This window comes from Streptomyces sp. NBC_01525 (genome assembly GCF_045040405.1).
Lineage (GTDB): Bacteria > Actinomycetota > Actinomycetes > Streptomycetales > Streptomycetaceae > Streptomyces > Streptomyces benahoarensis.
Genome location: NZ_CP109397.1, coordinates 5818191 through 5835681 on the forward strand (window position 1 = coordinate 5818191; position 17491 = coordinate 5835681).

7 protein-coding genes and 3 pseudogenes are annotated in these 17491 nt (G+C 67.8%); 7 read left to right on the forward strand and 3 right to left on the reverse strand.

Translation table 11 applies throughout. The annotated features are described in order from the left end of the window. Nucleotides 1–8: 8 nt before the first annotated feature. Nucleotides 9–2381, forward strand: a pseudogene (locus tag OG422_RS25525) (Tn3 family transposase); the annotation flags it as partial. 561 nt (nt 2382–2942) lie between these two features. Continuing rightward, nucleotides 2943–4811 (forward strand): Ig-like domain repeat protein, encoded by a 1869-nt coding sequence (locus tag OG422_RS25530; RefSeq protein WP_405745996.1) that lies wholly within the window; start codon nt 2943–2945, stop codon nt 4809–4811. A gap of 1253 nt (nt 4812–6064) precedes the next feature. On the opposite strand, the pseudogene OG422_RS25535 reads toward OG422_RS25530, so the two are convergent. Further along, nucleotides 6065–7041 (reverse strand): annotated as a pseudogene (locus tag OG422_RS25535) (tyrosine-type recombinase/integrase). Between the two features lie 170 nt (nt 7042–7211). After that, nucleotides 7212–7601, reverse strand: a complete 390-nt coding sequence (locus OG422_RS25540; RefSeq protein ID WP_405745999.1) for a hypothetical protein — start codon at nt 7599–7601, stop codon at nt 7212–7214. 132 nt (nt 7602–7733) lie between these two features. On the opposite strand from OG422_RS25540, the gene OG422_RS25545 reads away from it, so the two are divergent. Continuing rightward, on the forward strand, nt 7734–8984 hold the full coding sequence (locus OG422_RS25545; RefSeq protein ID WP_405746001.1) for an NB-ARC domain-containing protein: 1251 nt from the start codon (nt 7734–7736) through the stop codon (nt 8982–8984). Nucleotides 8985–9239: 255 nt separating this feature from the next. Further along, entirely contained in the window at nt 9240–9857 is a 618-nt protein-coding gene (locus OG422_RS25550; protein WP_405747982.1) for a recombinase family protein, read from the forward strand. Here OG422_RS25550 and OG422_RS25555 read toward each other — a convergent pair. Next, nucleotides 9858–10415, reverse strand: a pseudogene (locus tag OG422_RS25555) (winged helix-turn-helix domain-containing protein). A 779-nt stretch (nt 10416–11194) separates the two neighbouring features. Between OG422_RS25555 and OG422_RS25560 the strand changes: the two are divergent. From OG422_RS25560 to eccD, 3 genes are all read left to right on the forward strand, one after another. Then, complete coding sequence (locus tag OG422_RS25560) at nt 11195–11809, forward strand: response regulator transcription factor (RefSeq protein ID WP_405746003.1); 615 nt, start codon at nt 11195–11197, stop codon at nt 11807–11809. Between the two features lie 224 nt (nt 11810–12033). Next, nucleotides 12034–16023, forward strand: a complete 3990-nt coding sequence (eccCa, locus tag OG422_RS25565) for a type VII secretion protein EccCa (protein WP_405746006.1) — start codon at nt 12034–12036, stop codon at nt 16021–16023. Nucleotides 16024–16087: 64 nt separating this feature from the next. After that, a complete protein-coding gene (eccD, locus tag OG422_RS25570) occupies nt 16088–17485 on the forward strand; it encodes a type VII secretion integral membrane protein EccD (RefSeq protein ID WP_405746009.1) in 1398 nt (465 codons plus the stop codon). Nucleotides 17486–17491: the final 6 nt, after the last annotated feature.

The following is a 17491-nucleotide window of genomic DNA, read 5'->3' on the forward strand; positions in this document are numbered from 1 at the left end:
CGCCATAGGTGTTGAGGCGGACCGGCCGTGGGCTTCTACCGGCCCCGTGTCAGGGTCACGGGGACCCTCCAGCAAGCCTCGGTGCTGTCGAAACTCGTGAACATTCCGGCCAGCCCGCGACCGCTTACCGCCTCCCGAACCGGTGTCGAAGTGCTGCCCGTTCTTGTGAACAGAGCCACCTGCTGCGGCGCCACGGCGACTCGCGGCGCCTGGCCACCCTGCTGGCCACCGCCGTCTACCTGACGAGCAGGGCGGTCGATGACGCGCTGGACCTGCTGGAGGTGCTGATCGCGACGAAGCTGCTCGCGCGGGCGGAGCGGGAGACGGCGAAGCAGAAGCTGAAGACGCTGCCGAGGGTGGAGCGAGCCGGGATACGGCTGGCGACCGCGTTCCGGGTCGTGTTCGACACCACGAGCGAGCAGGTGGACACCGAGTCCGGAGAGATCAGTCCGCCGGAGGTCGCGACGCTGACGGCGATGTGGGAGCGGATCGAGGAGGTGGTGCCGCGCGAGGAGCTGGCCGCCGCGATCGCCGCGCTGTTCGAGTTGGCGCCACCGATCGACTCGGACGCGGACGCGGCATGGCGGACGATGCTGGTCACCCGGTTCCCCACCGTACGGCCGTTCCTGGCTCTCCTCGTCCAGATCGTCGACTTCGGCGCCACCCCGGAGGGCCTGCCGGTCCTCAAGGCCCTGAAGTCGCTGCCCGATCTGATGGGGCGCAAGAAGGTCGGCCCCGACGAGATCGATACGTCCCTGCTGGTGGGCTCGTGGAAGCGGCTGGTGCTGAGCGCGCCGCACCTGGAGCCGGGCACGGTGGACTGGAAGGCGTACGTGTTCTGCGTGCTGGAGTCCTTCCACCGGATGCTGCGCCGGCGGGAGGTGTTCGCGAAGAACTCCTCGAAGTGGGGCGACCCGCGGGCGAAGCTGCTGGACGGCGAGGCGTGGGAGCAGGTCCGCCCGACCGTGCTGGCCTCCCTGAACCTGCCCGGGGAGCCGGGCGAGCACCTGGCGGCGCGGGCCGCGCTGCTCGACGGCACGTACCGGGAGGTCGCCGCGCGGGTGCCGGCGAACTCGCAGATCGTCTTCGACGACGACGGCCGCCTGCACTTCGCCGCCCTTCAGCCGGAGTCCGAACCCGCCTCCCTCCTTGATCTGCGGAAGGCGGTGGAGGCGATGATGCCCCGCGTCGACCTGCCGGAGGTGCTGCTGGAGGTGTTCTCGTGGACGGGCGCTGACCAGGCGTTCACCTCGATCACAGGTGGTGAGGCACGCCTGAGGGATCTGCACGTGACGGTCGCCGCGCTGCTGGTCGCGCATGGTTGCAACGTCGGCTACACGCCGGTCATCGGCGGGATCGACGCGCTGAAGTACGGCACGCTGTCCCACGTCGACCAGACGTATCTGCGGCTGGCCACCTACCGGGCCGCGAACGCCACGCTCATCGAGCACCAGGCGTCCATCCCCCTCGCGCAGGCGTGGGGTGGCGGACTGGTCGCCTCGGTCGACGGCATGCGGTTCGTCGTCCCCGTCCCCTCTGTCTACGCCCGCCCCAATCCCAAGTACTTCGGGCGCCGGGGCGGCGCCACCTGGCTGAACATGATCAACGACCAGGCGGCGGGACTGGGCGGGAAGGTGGTGGCCGGCACCCCGCGCGACTCCCTGTACGTGCTGGACGTCCTCTACGACCGCGACGGCGGCAAGCGCCCGGAGACGATCGTCACGGACACCGCCTCGCACAGCGACATCGTCTTCGGACTCCTCACCCTCGCGGGGTTCGCGTACGCGCCGCAGCTCGCGGACCTGCCGGACCAGAAGATGTGGCGTATCGACCGCACCGCCGACTACGGCGCCTTCCAGGAGGCGGCCCGCGGCCGGGTCGATCTCGCTCGGATCGAGCGGCAGTGGGAGGACATCGTGCGGATCGTCGGCTCCATCCACACCGGCGCCGTGCGCGCGTACGACGTGATCCGCATGCTGTCGAGGGACGGGCGGCCGACCCCGCTGGGGGACGCGATCGCGCACTACGGGCGGATCGCCAAGTCCCTGCACATCCTGCGCCTGGCGGACGAGCCCGGCTACCGCCGCCAGATCAAGGCGCAGGCCAACCTCCAGGAGGGCCGCCACGCCCTCGCCCGGAAGATCTTCCACGGCCGCTCGGGGCAGCTCTACCAGCGCTACCAGGACGGCATGGAGGACCAGATCGGCGCCCTCGGCCTGGTTCTCAACGCCGTAGTCCTCTTCAACACCAGGTACATGGACGCCGCGGTGAACCAGCTGCGCGCGGACGGCTTCGACGTCCGCGACGAGGACATCGCCCGCCTCTCCCCGTTCGTACGGCAGCACATCAACATGCTGGGCCGGTATTCGTTCCAGCTCCCCGACCTACCCCGGCCGTGGGGACCAGCGGGACAGCCAGTAACGCTAAGCCGGTCTCCGCAGGTAGCGGCGCCTCGACAGCGTCTGTCAGAACGGCCTCGCAGAACTCGGCGGTTGTGAGAGGGGTTCTGCGAGAACCGGCCCAGCTCCACCTTCCGGGCCACATTGCGCGCCAGTTCGTCCTCTCCAACGACGTGCCCGGGCGGGGCTGTGTGTTGGTCCGTCCGGGTGATAGCCGAGTCAAGACGGTTGTGTCTTATTGGCCATTTCGGGTTAATGGTGGTGACCGTTTTCCGGTGGGTTGCCCATCTCTCCGGGGAGAGATGGGCAACCCCTGCGGTGCGCCGGTGCGTGGTACGTGTCGGTGTGTCCTCTCTCTGTCCCGGTGTGCAAGCGGTGATCCGGTTCGCGTATACCGGCGCTGTACGACGCGGGCCCCGGTGGGAGTTCTTGGGCGGCCCTCTCAGCTGAGAGAGGTTTGTCATGAAGCCGACTACGGGTTGGTTGGGAGCCCCGGCGGTAGCCGGCGGGGTTCGGCAGGTTGTACCGGCCGGTGGATCTGTGGTGGCCGCTGTACGGGGGCTTGTGGCCGCGCCGTTCAGTGCGGCGTTCTCCACGGTGACGATCCCGGCGGGCACGAGCCCGCTGGCGGTGGCCGTGGCGCCGAACGGCAACGTCTACGTCGGCAACGCCAATTCGAACAACGTGACGGTGATCGACAGTGCCACGAACACCGTCCTGGCCACGGTCCCCGCCGGCTCAGGCCCGGCCATGATTGCGGTGGCGCCGAACGGCAACGTCTACGTCACCAACCAGAGCTCGAACAGCGTGACGGTGATCAGCAGCGCCACGAACACCGTCCTGGCCACCGTCCCCGTCGGCGGGGGCCCGTTCGCACTGGCGGTGGCGCCGAACGGCAACGTCTACGTCGCCAACAGCACTTCGAACAACGCGACGGTGATCAGCAGCGCCACAAACACGGTCCTGGCCACCGTCCCCGTCGGCGCGGTCCCCGACGCGGTGGCGGTGGCGCCGAACGGCAACGTCTACGTCGCCAACCGGAACGCGAACACCGTGACCGTGATCAGCAGCGCCACGAACACCGTCCTGACCACCCTCCCCACCGGTGGCTTCCCGGGCGCGGCGGCGGTGGCGCCGAACGGCAATGTCTACATCGCCAACCAGACCTCGAACAACGTGACGGTGATCGACAGCGCCACGAACACCGTCCTGGCAACCGTCCCCGCCGGCACGGTCCCGGGAGTGATTGCGGTGGCGCCCAACGGCAACGTCTACGTCACCAACACCGTTTCGAACAACGTGACGGTGATCGACAGCGCCACGAACACGGTCCTGGCCACCGTCCCCACCGGCGGGGGCCCGTTCGGGGTGGCGGTGGCGCCGAACGGCAACGTCTACGTCGGCAACAGCAGTTCCAACAATGTGACGGTGATCAGCAGCGCCACGAACACGGTCCTGGCCACCGTCCCCGTCGGCGCGTTCCCGTTCTCGGTGGCGGCGGCGCAGAACAGCAACGTCTACGTCACCAACGCCAATTCGCACAACGTGACGGAGATCTCGCCGTTGACGGTGACGACCTCGCCGGCGTCGCCGGTGTGCGGGCAACCGGTGACCTTCAGCATTTCCGGGGGGACTCCGAACGGAACAGCGGTGGTGAACTTCGGGGACAGCAGCCCCACGGTCACCGTCCCCCTGGACGCCACCGGGAGCGGGCAGACCACCCACACCTACACCGCCGGTACGTTCACCGCGACCGTGAACGGCAACCCCACCCCCGTCACCGTGAACCCCAACCCCACAACGACGACGCTGTCGGTGACGCCGAACCCCTCCACCTGCGGTCAGAACGTGACCGTATGCGCCACCATCACCCCGACCACAGCCACCACCACAGTGCCGACCGGCACGGTCACCTTCACCCTCCCCAACGGCCAAACCCAGACGGTCCCCGTCAACGCCTCGGGGCAGGCCTGCTTCACCACCACCGCCCTGACCACCGGCACCCTCACCGCCGCCTACGGCGGTGACAGCTGCTTCACCGACTCCTCCACCAGCACCCCCGTCACCGTGAACCGCACCCCCACAACGCTGACCGGGCAGCCAGGCACGATCCGGCTCCGGTTGACCCCGCTGCCCGAGTTCTACATCCCCACCCTCAGCGCCACCCTGACGACCACCTCGGGGATGCCGGTGGCCGGTCAGCCGGTGACCTTCACCGCCACCACGCTCTTCGGCCCGGTCAACCTCGGCACCGCCGTCACCGACGCCAACGGCACCGCCACCATTCACAACGCCATCGTCCCCGTCTTCGCCGTCGCCACCCCCTTCTACACCGCCGCCTTCCCCGGCACTGCCTGCTACACCTCCGCCACCGCCCACGGCATCCTGCTGTTCATCCCCCTCCCGGGCTGATCTCACTGGCTCCGAAAACCCCACGTCATCTGGTCTGCTGCGACGGGAGGAACACACCGTGGCCCAACTGGACGAGCCGGCCGACCAGTCGAGGGGTTTGGCGGCACGCGTGGATTCCAGAGGCGGGGCTCCGGCCGTGAGGGCGGCTCCAGCACCGGCACGGTGATCGGCAGACCACGGCGCAGGAGGGGCGGCAGAACAACCCGACTCCGCGCTCGCGAGCTGCGCTCGGAGGGTGCCCCAGCGCCGGAGTTGACGGCAACAACGGCACACACCGGCTGCCAAACGTCCGCCCTGACAGCACAGCCTCGAGGAACGGGAGGCCATGCGTAGAAACCCTCCCGATCCTACTGATCCACAGGTTTTGACAATTGCTCGAACCGGCCTGGGCAAACGCCCGCGGCGCTGGTCAGTGCGAGACCCACAAGCGGAACTGTCGCTACCGTTAACCACTGCTCCGTTGTTCCCCGACGCCGAACATCAAGCCCGCTGACGCCGACTCCTCCGGTCAGGCCGACGACCCGACCACTGTCTCCAACTTCGTGCGGCTCCAACACCCTTCGGAGGAGGACCAGGTGTCCAAGAGTACCGAAGCCGACCTCGAATGACCGTCAGCTCTCCGCCCGGCGGCTCTCGTCGTGTCCTGGCGAACTGAAAGGGCCCCAGGCCGCCCGTGAGCGGCTCCAGGGCCCTCTTCGGCCTTGAGACTATCGGTACAGCCGTTGCGCTATGCAGTTGATCGACCCCGTAAGGGACGTCAAGCATAGAAAGGTACGGAACGAAAGATCACTGCTGGTCCCGCTTCACGGGGACTGACAGTTCCGCTTGTGGGTCTCGCACTGACCAGCGCCGCGGGCGTTTGCCCACGCCGGTTCTCGCAGAACCCCTCTCACAACCGCCGAGTTCTGCGAGGCCGTTCTGAGAGACGCTGTCGAGGCGCCGCTACCTGCGGAGACCGGCTTAGCGTTACTGGCTGTCCCGCTGGTCCCCACGGCCGAACCCGGCGGCTTGCGGCCGCTGCGTGATCCGGACGCCACCGACAACGAATAGGCGATTTGGGGCCACGTGCCCCGCCCGTGGCGAACGTCTCGACACGGTGGGAGGCGGCGAACTCGACCCTCGGCATGCTGTCTCGATCATCCGCCCACGCCTGCATCCCGAGAGGGACCGGCGGGCCGGACAGGTCGACGCCGTACATCGTCTGAGGGTCCATAACGGCACAACGTACCCAGCCCGATGCGCCGTTGCCGGGCTCAGCGCCTGCTGTCACCCGGCGCGAGCAGACTGGTGACTTCGGCGATCGCCTCCGCCGAGGGGTGGAAGTACTTCCGTACGTTCTCGGGCTTCTTGTGCCGGGACTTCGCCATCAGCATCAGCAGGCTCGCCCCGGCCTCGCCAAGGTGCGTGAGGCCGGAGTGCCGCCACTCGTGCAGATCCCAGCCGGTGCCGCTCTCGCCGCCGAGGGCGGTGTGCTCGTCCAGCAGCATGCGAGCCTGCCCGTACGACAGCCGGACCAGCCCGGTGTCCGGGCACACGTCACGCGGCGCGAGGACCTTGCCGGGGCCCGGCTTACGGTGGGTGACGAACACCGGCCCTCGCGTACGGCCCTTGAGCAGGCGAGGCAGCAGCCGAGCGGTCCCGGCGTCCCAGTAGACGGTCTCCAGTACGTAGTCCCCGCGGACAGTGCCGCGGCGGTGAGTGCGCGGCCGGGCGCCCTTGGCCTTCACCTGGGCCCGGCGGCCGGCCAGGTCCAGCTCCTCGATGTTGACGCCGAGGATCTCCTCCGACCGCGCGACCGTTTCGTAGAGCATCCGCCATAGCGTCTTCTCCCGCAGGTGGACATCGCGACGGGCGATCAGCCGGTCGGCGGCATCTTCGAGCGGGCCGGGGTCTCGGAGTCGGGCGGAGTCATCCGCTTCACCCACGCCGGCACCTTCGGGCCGTCGTACCCGTGCTCGACGCACCAGCCCAGCCACGACAGCACCGACGCCCGCCGGGCGTTCCAGGTGTTGACCGCCGCCTCGCCCCACAGCTGTTCGAGGGCGCCGCCGATCTCGTCGTCCGCGACCGTGGCGAGCGGTCGGGCCTCGCCGATCCGTTCGGCGGTCTTCCCGACGCCGATTCCGTAGTTGCGGACCGTGTTCGCGTTGCCGAGCGAGTCGAGGAACGCGTCCGCCGCGCTCCGTACGGTCAACGCCTTCCCGGCGGACAGTCGTACGAGCGTCGGCACCGCTTCCCCTCTTGCCGCAGATAACGGGGCCGCTTCGCGCACGGCCTCCGAGCCGTTCCCGCAGGTCGCGGTCGGCCGTTCCGCAGATAATAGGGCGTTATCTGCGGGAAGATTTCAGAGCCTCCCCGCTGCCGACGCACCGTCAGCAGCCCACCAGGGCCGATCCAGGCTTAGCGCCGGTTTTCGTTCCGATGTTCCTCAACCCCCTGAGCCCACTCGACGGCGAGGTGTACGGCCATGCGATGGCCGTACACCTCGGTGTCCGAACAAGGCGAAGAACGATGGACCAGGTCGTACTGGCAGCAGGGACCGCGCTGGTGGGCGCGATGGCTACCGACACCTGGCAGCAAGCCAGAACGGCGGCAGCCGCTTGGTGGCGACAGGCGCGCCCCGGCAGCGCCGGGCAGGTCGAGGCCGATCTCGACGCCGGTCGCACCCAGCTCATCGCGGCACGAGACGGGGGCGATGAGGATACCGAGCGGGCCCTTGTCGGGGCCTGGCGGCTGCGCCTTCACGAGCTCCTCACCGAGGAACCCGCTCTGGCTGAGGGCCTGCGGCAACTGCTGGACACACCTCCAGCCCGCTCTCCCCGCTCACGAGCAGACCCGGATCGGCTCCATCGTCCTGCGCGCGGACGCCCGGGACAGCTCTCGGGTGTACATGGCCGGCTGCGACCAGCACATCACCGACTCATGACCTCCCCCGCTGAAGGCAACAACTCGACGGCCCAGGTACGCATCGAGGCTCATGCCGAGGACAGCGCGCGCGCCGACGTGGCCGGGCGGGATCAGTACGTCGTCCACGAGATGGCGCCCGCGCCGGTCACTGCGTTACGGACCTTGCCGCGTGACGTGCCGGGCTTCACGCGCCGCCAAGCCGAGGTCGAGCGGCTTGCAGGCGTAGCCCAGCCATCCGGTGTGGTCGTCATCCACACCATCGACGGCATGCCAGGGGTCGGCAAGACCGCCCTTGCGGTTCACGTCGCCCATCAGCTGAGCAGCCGCTTCCCCGACGGGCAGCTGTTTGTCCGCCTGCACGCCCACACCCCCGGCCACCATTCGGCCGACCCCGCCGACGCCCTGGCCGCGCTGCTGATCAGCACCGGCATCGACCCCCGCATCATCCCCGACGGCCTGGACGCCCGCGCCGGACTGTGGCGCGACCGGCTCACCGGCAAGCGAATGCTGCTGGTCCTCGACGACGCGGCCGGCCACGCACAGATCGAACCGCTGCTGCCCGGGGCCGAGGGCTGCCTGGTCCTGGTCACTGGTCGGCACTGCATCGCCGCTCTGGACGGTGCCATCCCGCTGCCGCTGGGTACTCTCCCGCCCGAGGACGCGGCACTGCTGTTCACCCACCTGGCCCACCGCCCCCACACCACCAGCACGGAGGCCGAGGCTGAGGCCGTCGCCACTCTCGTGGAGTTGTGCGGCTATCTGCCGCTGGCCATCGCCCTGCTCGCCGGCCGTCTCGCGCACCGCCCCCACTGGGACCTGGCCGAGTTCGCCGAGGAGTTCGCCGCCACCCGCGACCGGCTGGACGAACTCTCCACCAGCGACCGCGCCGTAGCCGCCGCCTTCGACACCTCCTACCACGCCCTGCCAACGGACCGGCAGAGCCTCTTCCGCCGCCTGGGCCCTGCACCCGGGCACCGACACCGACGCCTACGCCACCGCCGCCCTGGCGGGCATCCGCCTCGCCCAGGCCCGCCGCGAGCTGGAAGCCCTCTACGAGAGCCACCTCATCGACTCCCCGCAACCGGCCGCTACCGCCTGCACGACCTCGTCCGCGCCCTCGCCGGGCAAGACCCGGCAGGCGACCGCGACGCCGACGCGCGCTGTCATGCATGCACCAGCGACCACCACGCTGCCCTTGCCGATCTCCGTCAGGCGGTGAGCGTCTACCAGCGTATCGGCGTTCCCGAAGCCACCTCTGGCCGCTGAGTACCTGGCGCAGCTCCAAGCCGAGCACTCCGAAGAGACTCCCGTTCAGGAATCGACCGATTGATGAGCAAGATCAATAAGCGGCGACGCGCGGCCGGATCGGTACCGGATCATGCCCATAAAACGGTGTCAGAAAGTCGATGTGCTCAAGAACTTGAGGAGCCCCCCCGCACGATCTGGCGGGTGCAGCCACCCCAAGATGACGACACCGCCGATCTCCTCGCCCCCGTTCCGGCCGTACGGACCGGCGGCCTCGTGGGATACGCACGCGTGTCCACCAAGGGGCAGTTGCTCGACCGGCAGATCCACGCACTCACCGAGGCAGGGTGCATCCGGATCTTCTCCGACAAGAAGTCCGGCAAGAACGCCGAACGCGAGGAACTGTGGAAGGCGCTCGACTACCTGCGCGAGGGTGACACCCTCGTCGTCCCGTCACTGGACCGGCTCGGCCGCTCCATCCAGGACCTCATCGCGATCGTCTCCGGCCTGCGCAAGCGCGGCATCGGCTTCACCTCGCTGCATGAGGCCCTCGACACCACCACGCCCGGCGGACACCTGGTCTTCCATGTCTTCGCAGCGCTCGCAGAGTTCATCCGCGAACTCATCGTCCAGGGCACCAACGAGGGTCTGGACGCTGCCCGCGCCCGAGGCGCCCGCCTCGGCCGCCCACCGGCCATGACCGACGAACAGGTGCGTCACGCCCGCGACCTGCTCGCCCGCCCGGAGAACACCGTCACCTCAATCGCGAAGCTCCTCGGCGTCTCACGCAACACCATCTACAATTACGTGCCCGAGCTGAAGGGCGGCCGTCTCGCGCTCGCCGAGACGACGAACACGGCAGAACTGCCCCGGCCCTCCAGGTCAGAGGACTGATCACCGCCGTTTGTGGCTGGTGACAGGGTTCTTACCGGCACCCCAAGACCAGCCAGGCCCCACGGGCCGCCGCGAGCCTCCCGCGCAGGGCCACGCCTCCTTGACCCACCCAGCGACAGCATCGTCGTCCCGCTCCATGGCCCGGCGGGCAGGAACTTGGCAGGACCAGCCATTGCGCACCAGGAGTTTCCGCACGCCCTGGATGGTGTAGGTCAGGTGGAAGCGCCGGCCGATCACGGTCTTGACCCGGGACAGCGTCTACCGTTGATCCTCCCAACCGTGCGCGGACGGCCTCTTGGCCAGCTCCGCCTCCAGCTGGGCGAACTGCTTCTCGCTCAGCCTCGGAAGTGACACCGGCCCCTGCGACCGCAGAGCTCGCGGACCGCCCTCGTCCCATGCCTGCCGCTATCGCTGCACCGACCGGACGCTGACGCGCAGTTCCCTCGCGATCAGCGAGCTCGCCTCGTTCCGGGCGAACCGCTCGGCCGCCTGGAGCCGTAACTCCTCGCGGAACTGCTGCCGTTCGGCGGTCAGCCCGCCTCCTTGTGGATACCGCATGTCCGTGGTGATACCGCAGGAGCCACAAGCCATCAGCCCCTACGACGTCACGAGTTCAAACTCAGTAGTGGCGGGACAGGCCGGTGGTGGGGCTGTATGTCAGGTGTTCGAGTCCTGGAGTGATGTAGGTCCCGTCGGGGTGGAGGTGGAGTGCAGGGCGGTTGCGGAGTGCACCGGGGGAGCCGATGGTCCAGGTGGTGTCCAGGCTGCTGCCGGTGTAGTCGCCTCAGACCTTCTTGCATTCCTTGATGGACGAACGGGACGGCACACGTGTCCTTTCGTGCAGCTCTTGCTCAGCGGCCAGCCCCGGTCGGCAAGTCGTTCCTATAATCTTCGAAGGCGATACTGACGCAGTGCTCCTGCTCGGCGCCCCACTCTCCAGTATTGACTCGTGTCATCAGTCACGATAGCCACGCGGGGTATGGACCAATCCTGACGCCGGAGCTTGACAGCAGGATTGGTCCATACCCTGTGCTCCGCGACCTGTCCGGGGCCTCATCCGCTGCCCAGGGGGCCACGGTGGATGTCGGCGTCGTCGACACGGGCCGTGTAGTGAGGGAAGCGGCTGAGGACACCTGCGAGAACCTTCCCGCCCGCCCCTGCGTGCCAGCGGTCACGAGCCGTTCGAGCGCGGATCGGGGCCAGGGCCGTACTTGAAGACTCACCCGATCGACTCGACGAGCCGGCTCGCCGAACGGATATCCGCAAGCCAGCGGCCCCGGTTCGCACTGAACGCGTGTACGAATCGAGTGCGAAGTAAGAACCACAGGAGAACGAGGTTGAGCACGCTCAGTGTGGCGGTACACGCTACCGATCAGATCACCAGACTCGCTCTGGTGAGTTACATACGCCAACGGCATAACATGATCCTCAGTCCTGCGTGTGCGGCTAATGTCGTGGTGTCGGCAGTGGATGACGCGGATCAGTCCGCTCTGGACATGTTGCGACAGCTGTCGGATTCACCTGATGCCCGCTTCCTCGTCATCGTCAATGGGTGCTGGTATGCCGACCTGCACCGTGCGCTTGACATGGGTGTGCGAGCCGTCCTCTTCCGCTCGGAATTCACATGGGTGAAGTTCACTGAAGCCATCCGAGTTGTCGGCGAGGGCCAGGGTGATCTGCCGACCGTGCTGCAAGGCAGGCTTATGGATCAGGTCCAGCGAACCCATCGTGAAGTGCTGGCTCCACGCGGATTGACCGCCGCAGGTCTGACAACCCGTGAAATTGAGGTTCTGCGGCTCGTAGCGGAAGGGTGCGACCTCCCATACATAGCGAAGAAGCTCAGTTACTCCGAGCGTACCGTTAAGAATGTGCTCTACGGGCTGACAAAGCGGCTCGACTTGCGAAATCGCACACACGCGGTTACCTATGCCATACGGGCAGGGCTGATATGAGAGTGCCGTCCGATTCGGCGACGCACTCCGGCACGCGACGAGTGATCGACGGGTGACGTCCTCCGAGCCGACGCCAGGGCCGCTTCCCTTTGGCTCGTCACGAACAGGCAAGCCGACTTGTCCGAACGGGCAGACACTCGATCGCGCGGTAAGCCAGGGCCACGAGCGTCCCTAGGATCTGCGGACAATGAGATACCCGCGCGCAAGCAGGAAAGAGAACGCGATTGAGTACTGTGGTCGCCAAGCGCCCACCGCGCGCCGAAGGTCCTCCTCCACCGGAAGGGCAGATTGAACTGGCCGAGCCCCCAGTTCTGGGTGAGCCTGCCAGGACCGACTTCAGCTCGGCGCTGATGTATCTGCCCATGGCCCTGGGGACCGGCGCCATGGCGCTGATGTTCTCGATGCGTGGTGCCGGCGCGATGACTTACATGATGTCCGGCATGATGGCCATCGCCATGGTCGGTACGACCTTGACGCAGATCGGCCGGGCCGGTGCTGAACGTCGGCAACGCATGCGTTCCGAGCGCCGCGACTACCTCCGGTACCTCGCGCAGAAGCGCAAGCAGGCGACGAAAGGGGCGGCCGAGCAACGCGCCGCGCTGCTATGGGACAACCCCGATGCAGGCGACCTGTGGGCCATCTCCATGGGTACGCGGCTGTGGGAGCGCCGGCCCGGCCACGAGGATTTCGGCAGAATCCGCATCGGATTGGGAACCCGACGCGCCGACTTGGAGTTCCTGCCACCCCAGACCAAACCCGTCGAAGACCTCGAACCGCTCTCGGCGATCTCCCTGCGCCGGTTCACCAAGGCCCACCAGAGCATCCCCGAGTTGCCCGTCTCGGTGGCGCTGCGCCGCTTCACCAGCGTCGAGTTTGCCGGGGAAGCTGAATCCGCCCTGGCACTGATGCGGGCGATGATCGGGCAATTAGCTGTCTTCCACTCTCCGGATGAGCTTCGGATCGCCCTACTCGTCGACGAGCCCGGTCGCGCTGAATGGGACTGGGTGAAGTGGCTACCGCACAATGCGCATCCCTACGAAGAGGATTCCGCGGGCCCGGTACGGCTGGCCGCGAACGATCACGACGCCCTCATGGACCTGTTCGGTCCCGACATGCATGACCGGCCCGATCACGACCCGGACTCCTCGCCCAGCGTGGCCGAACCGCTCGTGGTGATCGTGGCGCAGGGAACGTCCGTACCACCCACCTCCCGGCTGGTCGGCACGGGTGTGCGCGGTGTCGTTCTGCTGGATGCGACTGGCGCGATGACCGGCGGCGCGAAGGTGTTGAGGTTGACCGCCCGGGGCGGCCGCGTCGAGTTCCCCGCGGGGGACGACACGGTCCGTGCGCAGGCCGACTCTCTGAGCCTCACGGCAGCTGAGGCCTTGGCCCGGACGTTGGCGCCGATGCGCACCAGCGGGGGCGTCGACTTGGTGGACCGGCCGCTGGAGTCTGACTTCGACCTGACCGCTCTGCTCGGCATCCGGGATCCGCGCGCCTTCGATGTGGCCACCACGTGGCGCTCCCGGATGGTTCAGCACGCGCGGCTACGAGTGCCGATCGGGATGACCGAAGAGGGCGAGGTCGTCGAACTGGACCTCAAGGAGTCGGCGCAGGGCGGCATGGGACCGCACGGCCTGCTGATCGGCGCCACCGGTTCCGGCAAGAGCGAGTTGCTGCGTACGCTCGTCATGGGTCTCGCAGCGACCCATTCTTCCGAAGTCCTCAATATGGTGTTGGTGGATTTCAAGGGCGGCGCCACGTTCCTGGGCATGGACCGACTCCCACACACTTCCGCCGTCATCACGAACCTGGCGGACGAACTCCACCTCGTCGACCGTATGCGTGACTCCATCAACGGCGAGATGATCCGGCGTCAGGAGTTCTTGCGGCAGAGCGGTTACTCGTCGCTGTTCGAGTACGAGAAGGCCCGGGCCTCCGGTGCAGGTCTCACACCCATGCCCTCACTGCTCATCATCGTCGACGAGTTCTCTGAACTGCTTTCCAACAAGCCGGAGTTCATGGAACTGTTCGTATCGATCGGCCGCCTCGGCCGCAGCCTCGGCGTGCATCTGCTGCTGGCCTCACAGCGACTGGACGAAAGCCGCATCCACCGGGTCGAGGGGCACTTGTCGTACCGGATCGCGCTGCGCACGTTCTCCTCGATGGAGTCCCGCAGTGTGATCGGTGTCTCCAACGCCTACGAATTGCCGTCGGCGCCCGGGAACGGATTCCTGAAGGTCGACACCACCAACCTGGTGCGGTTCAAGGCCGCCTACATATCCGGCCCTGCGCCGGCCCCTGTGGTTCTGGGGGAGGAGTCCGCGCAGGGCGCCATGGCCGCACAAGAAGTAGTCGCTTTCGGCCTTGAGCAACGAGGCCCTCTTCGGTCGGAACGTGCCAACGAGGCCCTGGTGTCCATGGCCGAACGGTCTCTGGGACCCGTCGCCGAGCAGACGTCGGACCTCACACAGCAGGAGAGCGACGAGATTCTGCTTGACGTGCTGGTCGACAGGTTGGAGGACAGTGGGCCCCCGGCCCGGCAAGTCTGGCTCCCACCGCTTACCTTCTCCCCGAGCCTCGACAATCTGCTACCGGGCATCGTGCCGGATCCGGTACGCGGGATGAGTGCAGCGGACCATCCGGCGCTGGGCTCCCTGCGCGTACCTCTCGGCATGGTCGACCGACCCTTCGAGCAGCTCCGCGAGCTGCTTGTCGCGGACCTGTCGGGGGCGGACGGCCATGTCGGCCTGGTCGGCGCACCGCAGACCGGCAAGTCGACTCTGCTGCGTACGCTGATGATTTCGCTGGCCCTGACCCACACTCCGGAGGAGGTCCAGTTCTACTGCTTGGACTTCGGCGGCGGCGGTCTGGTGTCCACAGCCGGCCTGCCGCATGTGGGGTCGGTTGCCACTCGCTTGGAGCGTGACCGGGTGTTGCGGACCGTGGAGGAGCTGTCGCAGCTTCTTGAGCGCCGGGAACAGGTCTTCACCTCCCGGGGTCTGGAGTCCATGGCCGCCTACCGTGCGCTGCGGGCCAAGGGCGAGGTCGACGACCCTTACGGCGATGTCTTCCTGGTGGTGGACGGCTGGTTCACCCTGCGCCAGGACTTCGAAGAGCTGGAGTCGCGGGTCATGGAGCTCGCCGCCCGCGGCCTGTCGTTCGGTCTGCATGTGGTGGCCTCCGCGGTGCGTTGGTCAGAAATCCGCTCCAGGCTGCGCGACATGCTGGGCACCAAACTCGAACTTCGGCTCGGCGATTCGATGGAGTCCGAAATTGGTTCGAAGGCGGCCGCCGGAGTCCCGCACCAGCCGGGCAGTGGGCTGACCAGCTCCGGACACCACTTCCGATCCGCCCTTCCGCGGCTGGACGGCTCCGCCGAGACAGCCGACCTGACCGTTGCCACCAAGGCTGCGGTCTCGGAGATCGACACCTTCTGGACCGGAGGCGGCGCCCCGGGCGTACGCCTGCTGCCGACCAACCTTGCCGCACACCAACTCCCGCAGCCCGAGGCAGATCTGAGGTTCTGCCTGGGCTGGGACGAGCAGCGGCTCGCGCCGGTGTGGCACGACTTCCGTTCCACCCCACACCTGATGGTCCTTGGCGACGGCGAGACAGGAAAGACCAACGCCCTGCGGCTGTTGATCCGCGCGATCACCTCCCGCTACCAGCCGAGTGAAGCCCGCATCCTCATCGCCGATCCCGGCCGTGGACTTCTGAGTTCCGTACCCGAGGAATACCGGGTCGGTTACGTCGTGGACACCGATGCCCTGACCCGGCTGGCCGAGAACGCGGCGGTTTCCGTGGGCAGGCGCGTCCCCGGACCGGATATCAGCCCCGAGCAACTGGCCAAACGGGACTGGTGGCAAGGACCACGACTGTTCGTCCTGATCGACGACTACGACCTGTTCTCCACTGCTCCCGGCATGCCTTCTCCGATGGCGCCCCTGGTCCAACTGCTGGCCCAGGGAGCACACATCGGCATGCATGTGGTGGTCTCCCGCAGCGCCTCGGGGGCGATGCGGGCCATGATGGACCCGCTGCTGAAGCGCATCTGGGAGCTCGGCAACCCGGCGCTGCTGTTCTCCTATCCCAAGGAGGAGGGCAAGTTCCTCGGCGAAGCCAGGCCGCGAACGCTTCCCGCGGGCCGCGCACAGCTCGTCACCCGGCGCACCATCCAACTGGTTCAGACAGGGCTGGTCGCCCCCTCGTGACGGCTACAGCCTGGCCGCTTCCCACGGCGACACCCCCTTACCCCTCACGCACCACAGGAGCACCATGACGACCTCCCTCCCCGCGGCGTCGCATCCCGCCACCGAGGTCTGTCGTATCACCATCGACGGGCCCGGCGGCCGGGCCGATCTCGCCGTACCGATGTCCACGCCGATCTCGGCACTCCTGCCTGTCCTGATACGCCACGCTGTAGCTGGCCCCGACGCAGCCGGCAAGCCGTGGGTGCTGCAGCGCCTCGGCGAGGATCCGCTCGATGCCGACGGAACCCCGCAGATTCTGGGCCTACGCCACGGCGACCTGTTGCACCTGCGTCCGGCCGACGTGTCCCTGCCCGCGCTGCATTTCGACGACATATCAGACGGCGTGGCCCATGCGATCGGCGGCCAACCCGACCGCTGGAGTCCCGAGCTGACCCGTCGGCTCGCGCTTGCCGTGGCCTGCGTGGTTCTGACCGCCCTCGCCGCTGCGGTGCTCGGCACGGGGCCCGGGCTGCTGACGTCCCTCGCCTGCGGCATGGTGGCCCTGGTTCTGAGTACCGGATGCGTCCTGGCATCACGTAAGCGGGCCAACTCCGGCAGTATCCTGCTGGCCGGCTTCGGCGCATTTGCCTTTGCAGGGCTTGCAGGGTTGACGTTCCGGCAAGGGGTCGGCGGAGCGTATGCCCCCGGCCTGCCGGGCGTGCTGGTCGCTGCGGGGTGCGTCGGCGTGCTGGCAGTCGCGATGCTGGCGCTTCGTCCGCTGCCCATGGTCCTGCCGGCGACGTTCCTGCTCACGGCGGTAGCCGCCGCGAGTGGAGTGATCCTGGCCGCGGTGACGCACTGGCACGGCACACAGGCCGTGGCGGTGGTCGCGGTCGCGATGTTCGTGCTGGGCCATTTCGGCCCCCGACTGTCGTTGCGCATGGCCCGGTTGCGCATTCCTCAGCTGCCACGCGACGCCGAAGAACTCCAGACGGGCATCGATCCCGAGCCGGAGCGGCTGATCAACCGACGGGTGTCCGCCGCGAACGCATACCTGAACACCCTCAACATGTCCTCCGCCTTGGTCTACATCGTTGCCTGCTGGCTGCTGGTGCACGACCTGAGCTGGATCGGCTGGCTGCTGCCCCTGGTTTTCAGCGCCGCCATCCTGCTGCGCGCCCGCGGAATGACCGGGACGATGCAGCGCATCCCCATGACTGTCGCCGGCGTGCTCGGCCTGGCTCTGGTACTGGTCCTGCGCACCGCGCCGGCGGGGCCGGTCAGCCGGGGAACGGTACTGGCCGTCCTGCTGGCCGCCGTGGCGCTGCTGCTCGTTGCGGCGTGGCGGCTGCCGACAAACAGGCTGCTTCCCCTGTGGGGGCATGGCGGTGACATCCTGGAGATGATCACGGCTATGGCCTTGCTGCCGCTGCTGCTCCAGGAGCTTCACGTCTTCGCCTACTTCCGGTCCTTGGCCGGCTGAGAGGAC

Bases quoted from the DNA above. Each gene is read 5' to 3' on its own strand.
- eccD (WP_405746009.1), top strand. From the start codon at position 16,088: ATGACGACCTCCCTCCCCGCGGCGTCGCATCCCGCCACCGAGGTCTGT.
- OG422_RS25545 (WP_405746001.1), top strand. From the start codon at position 7,734: ATGACCTCCCCCGCTGAAGGCAACAACTCGACGGCCCAGGTACGCATC.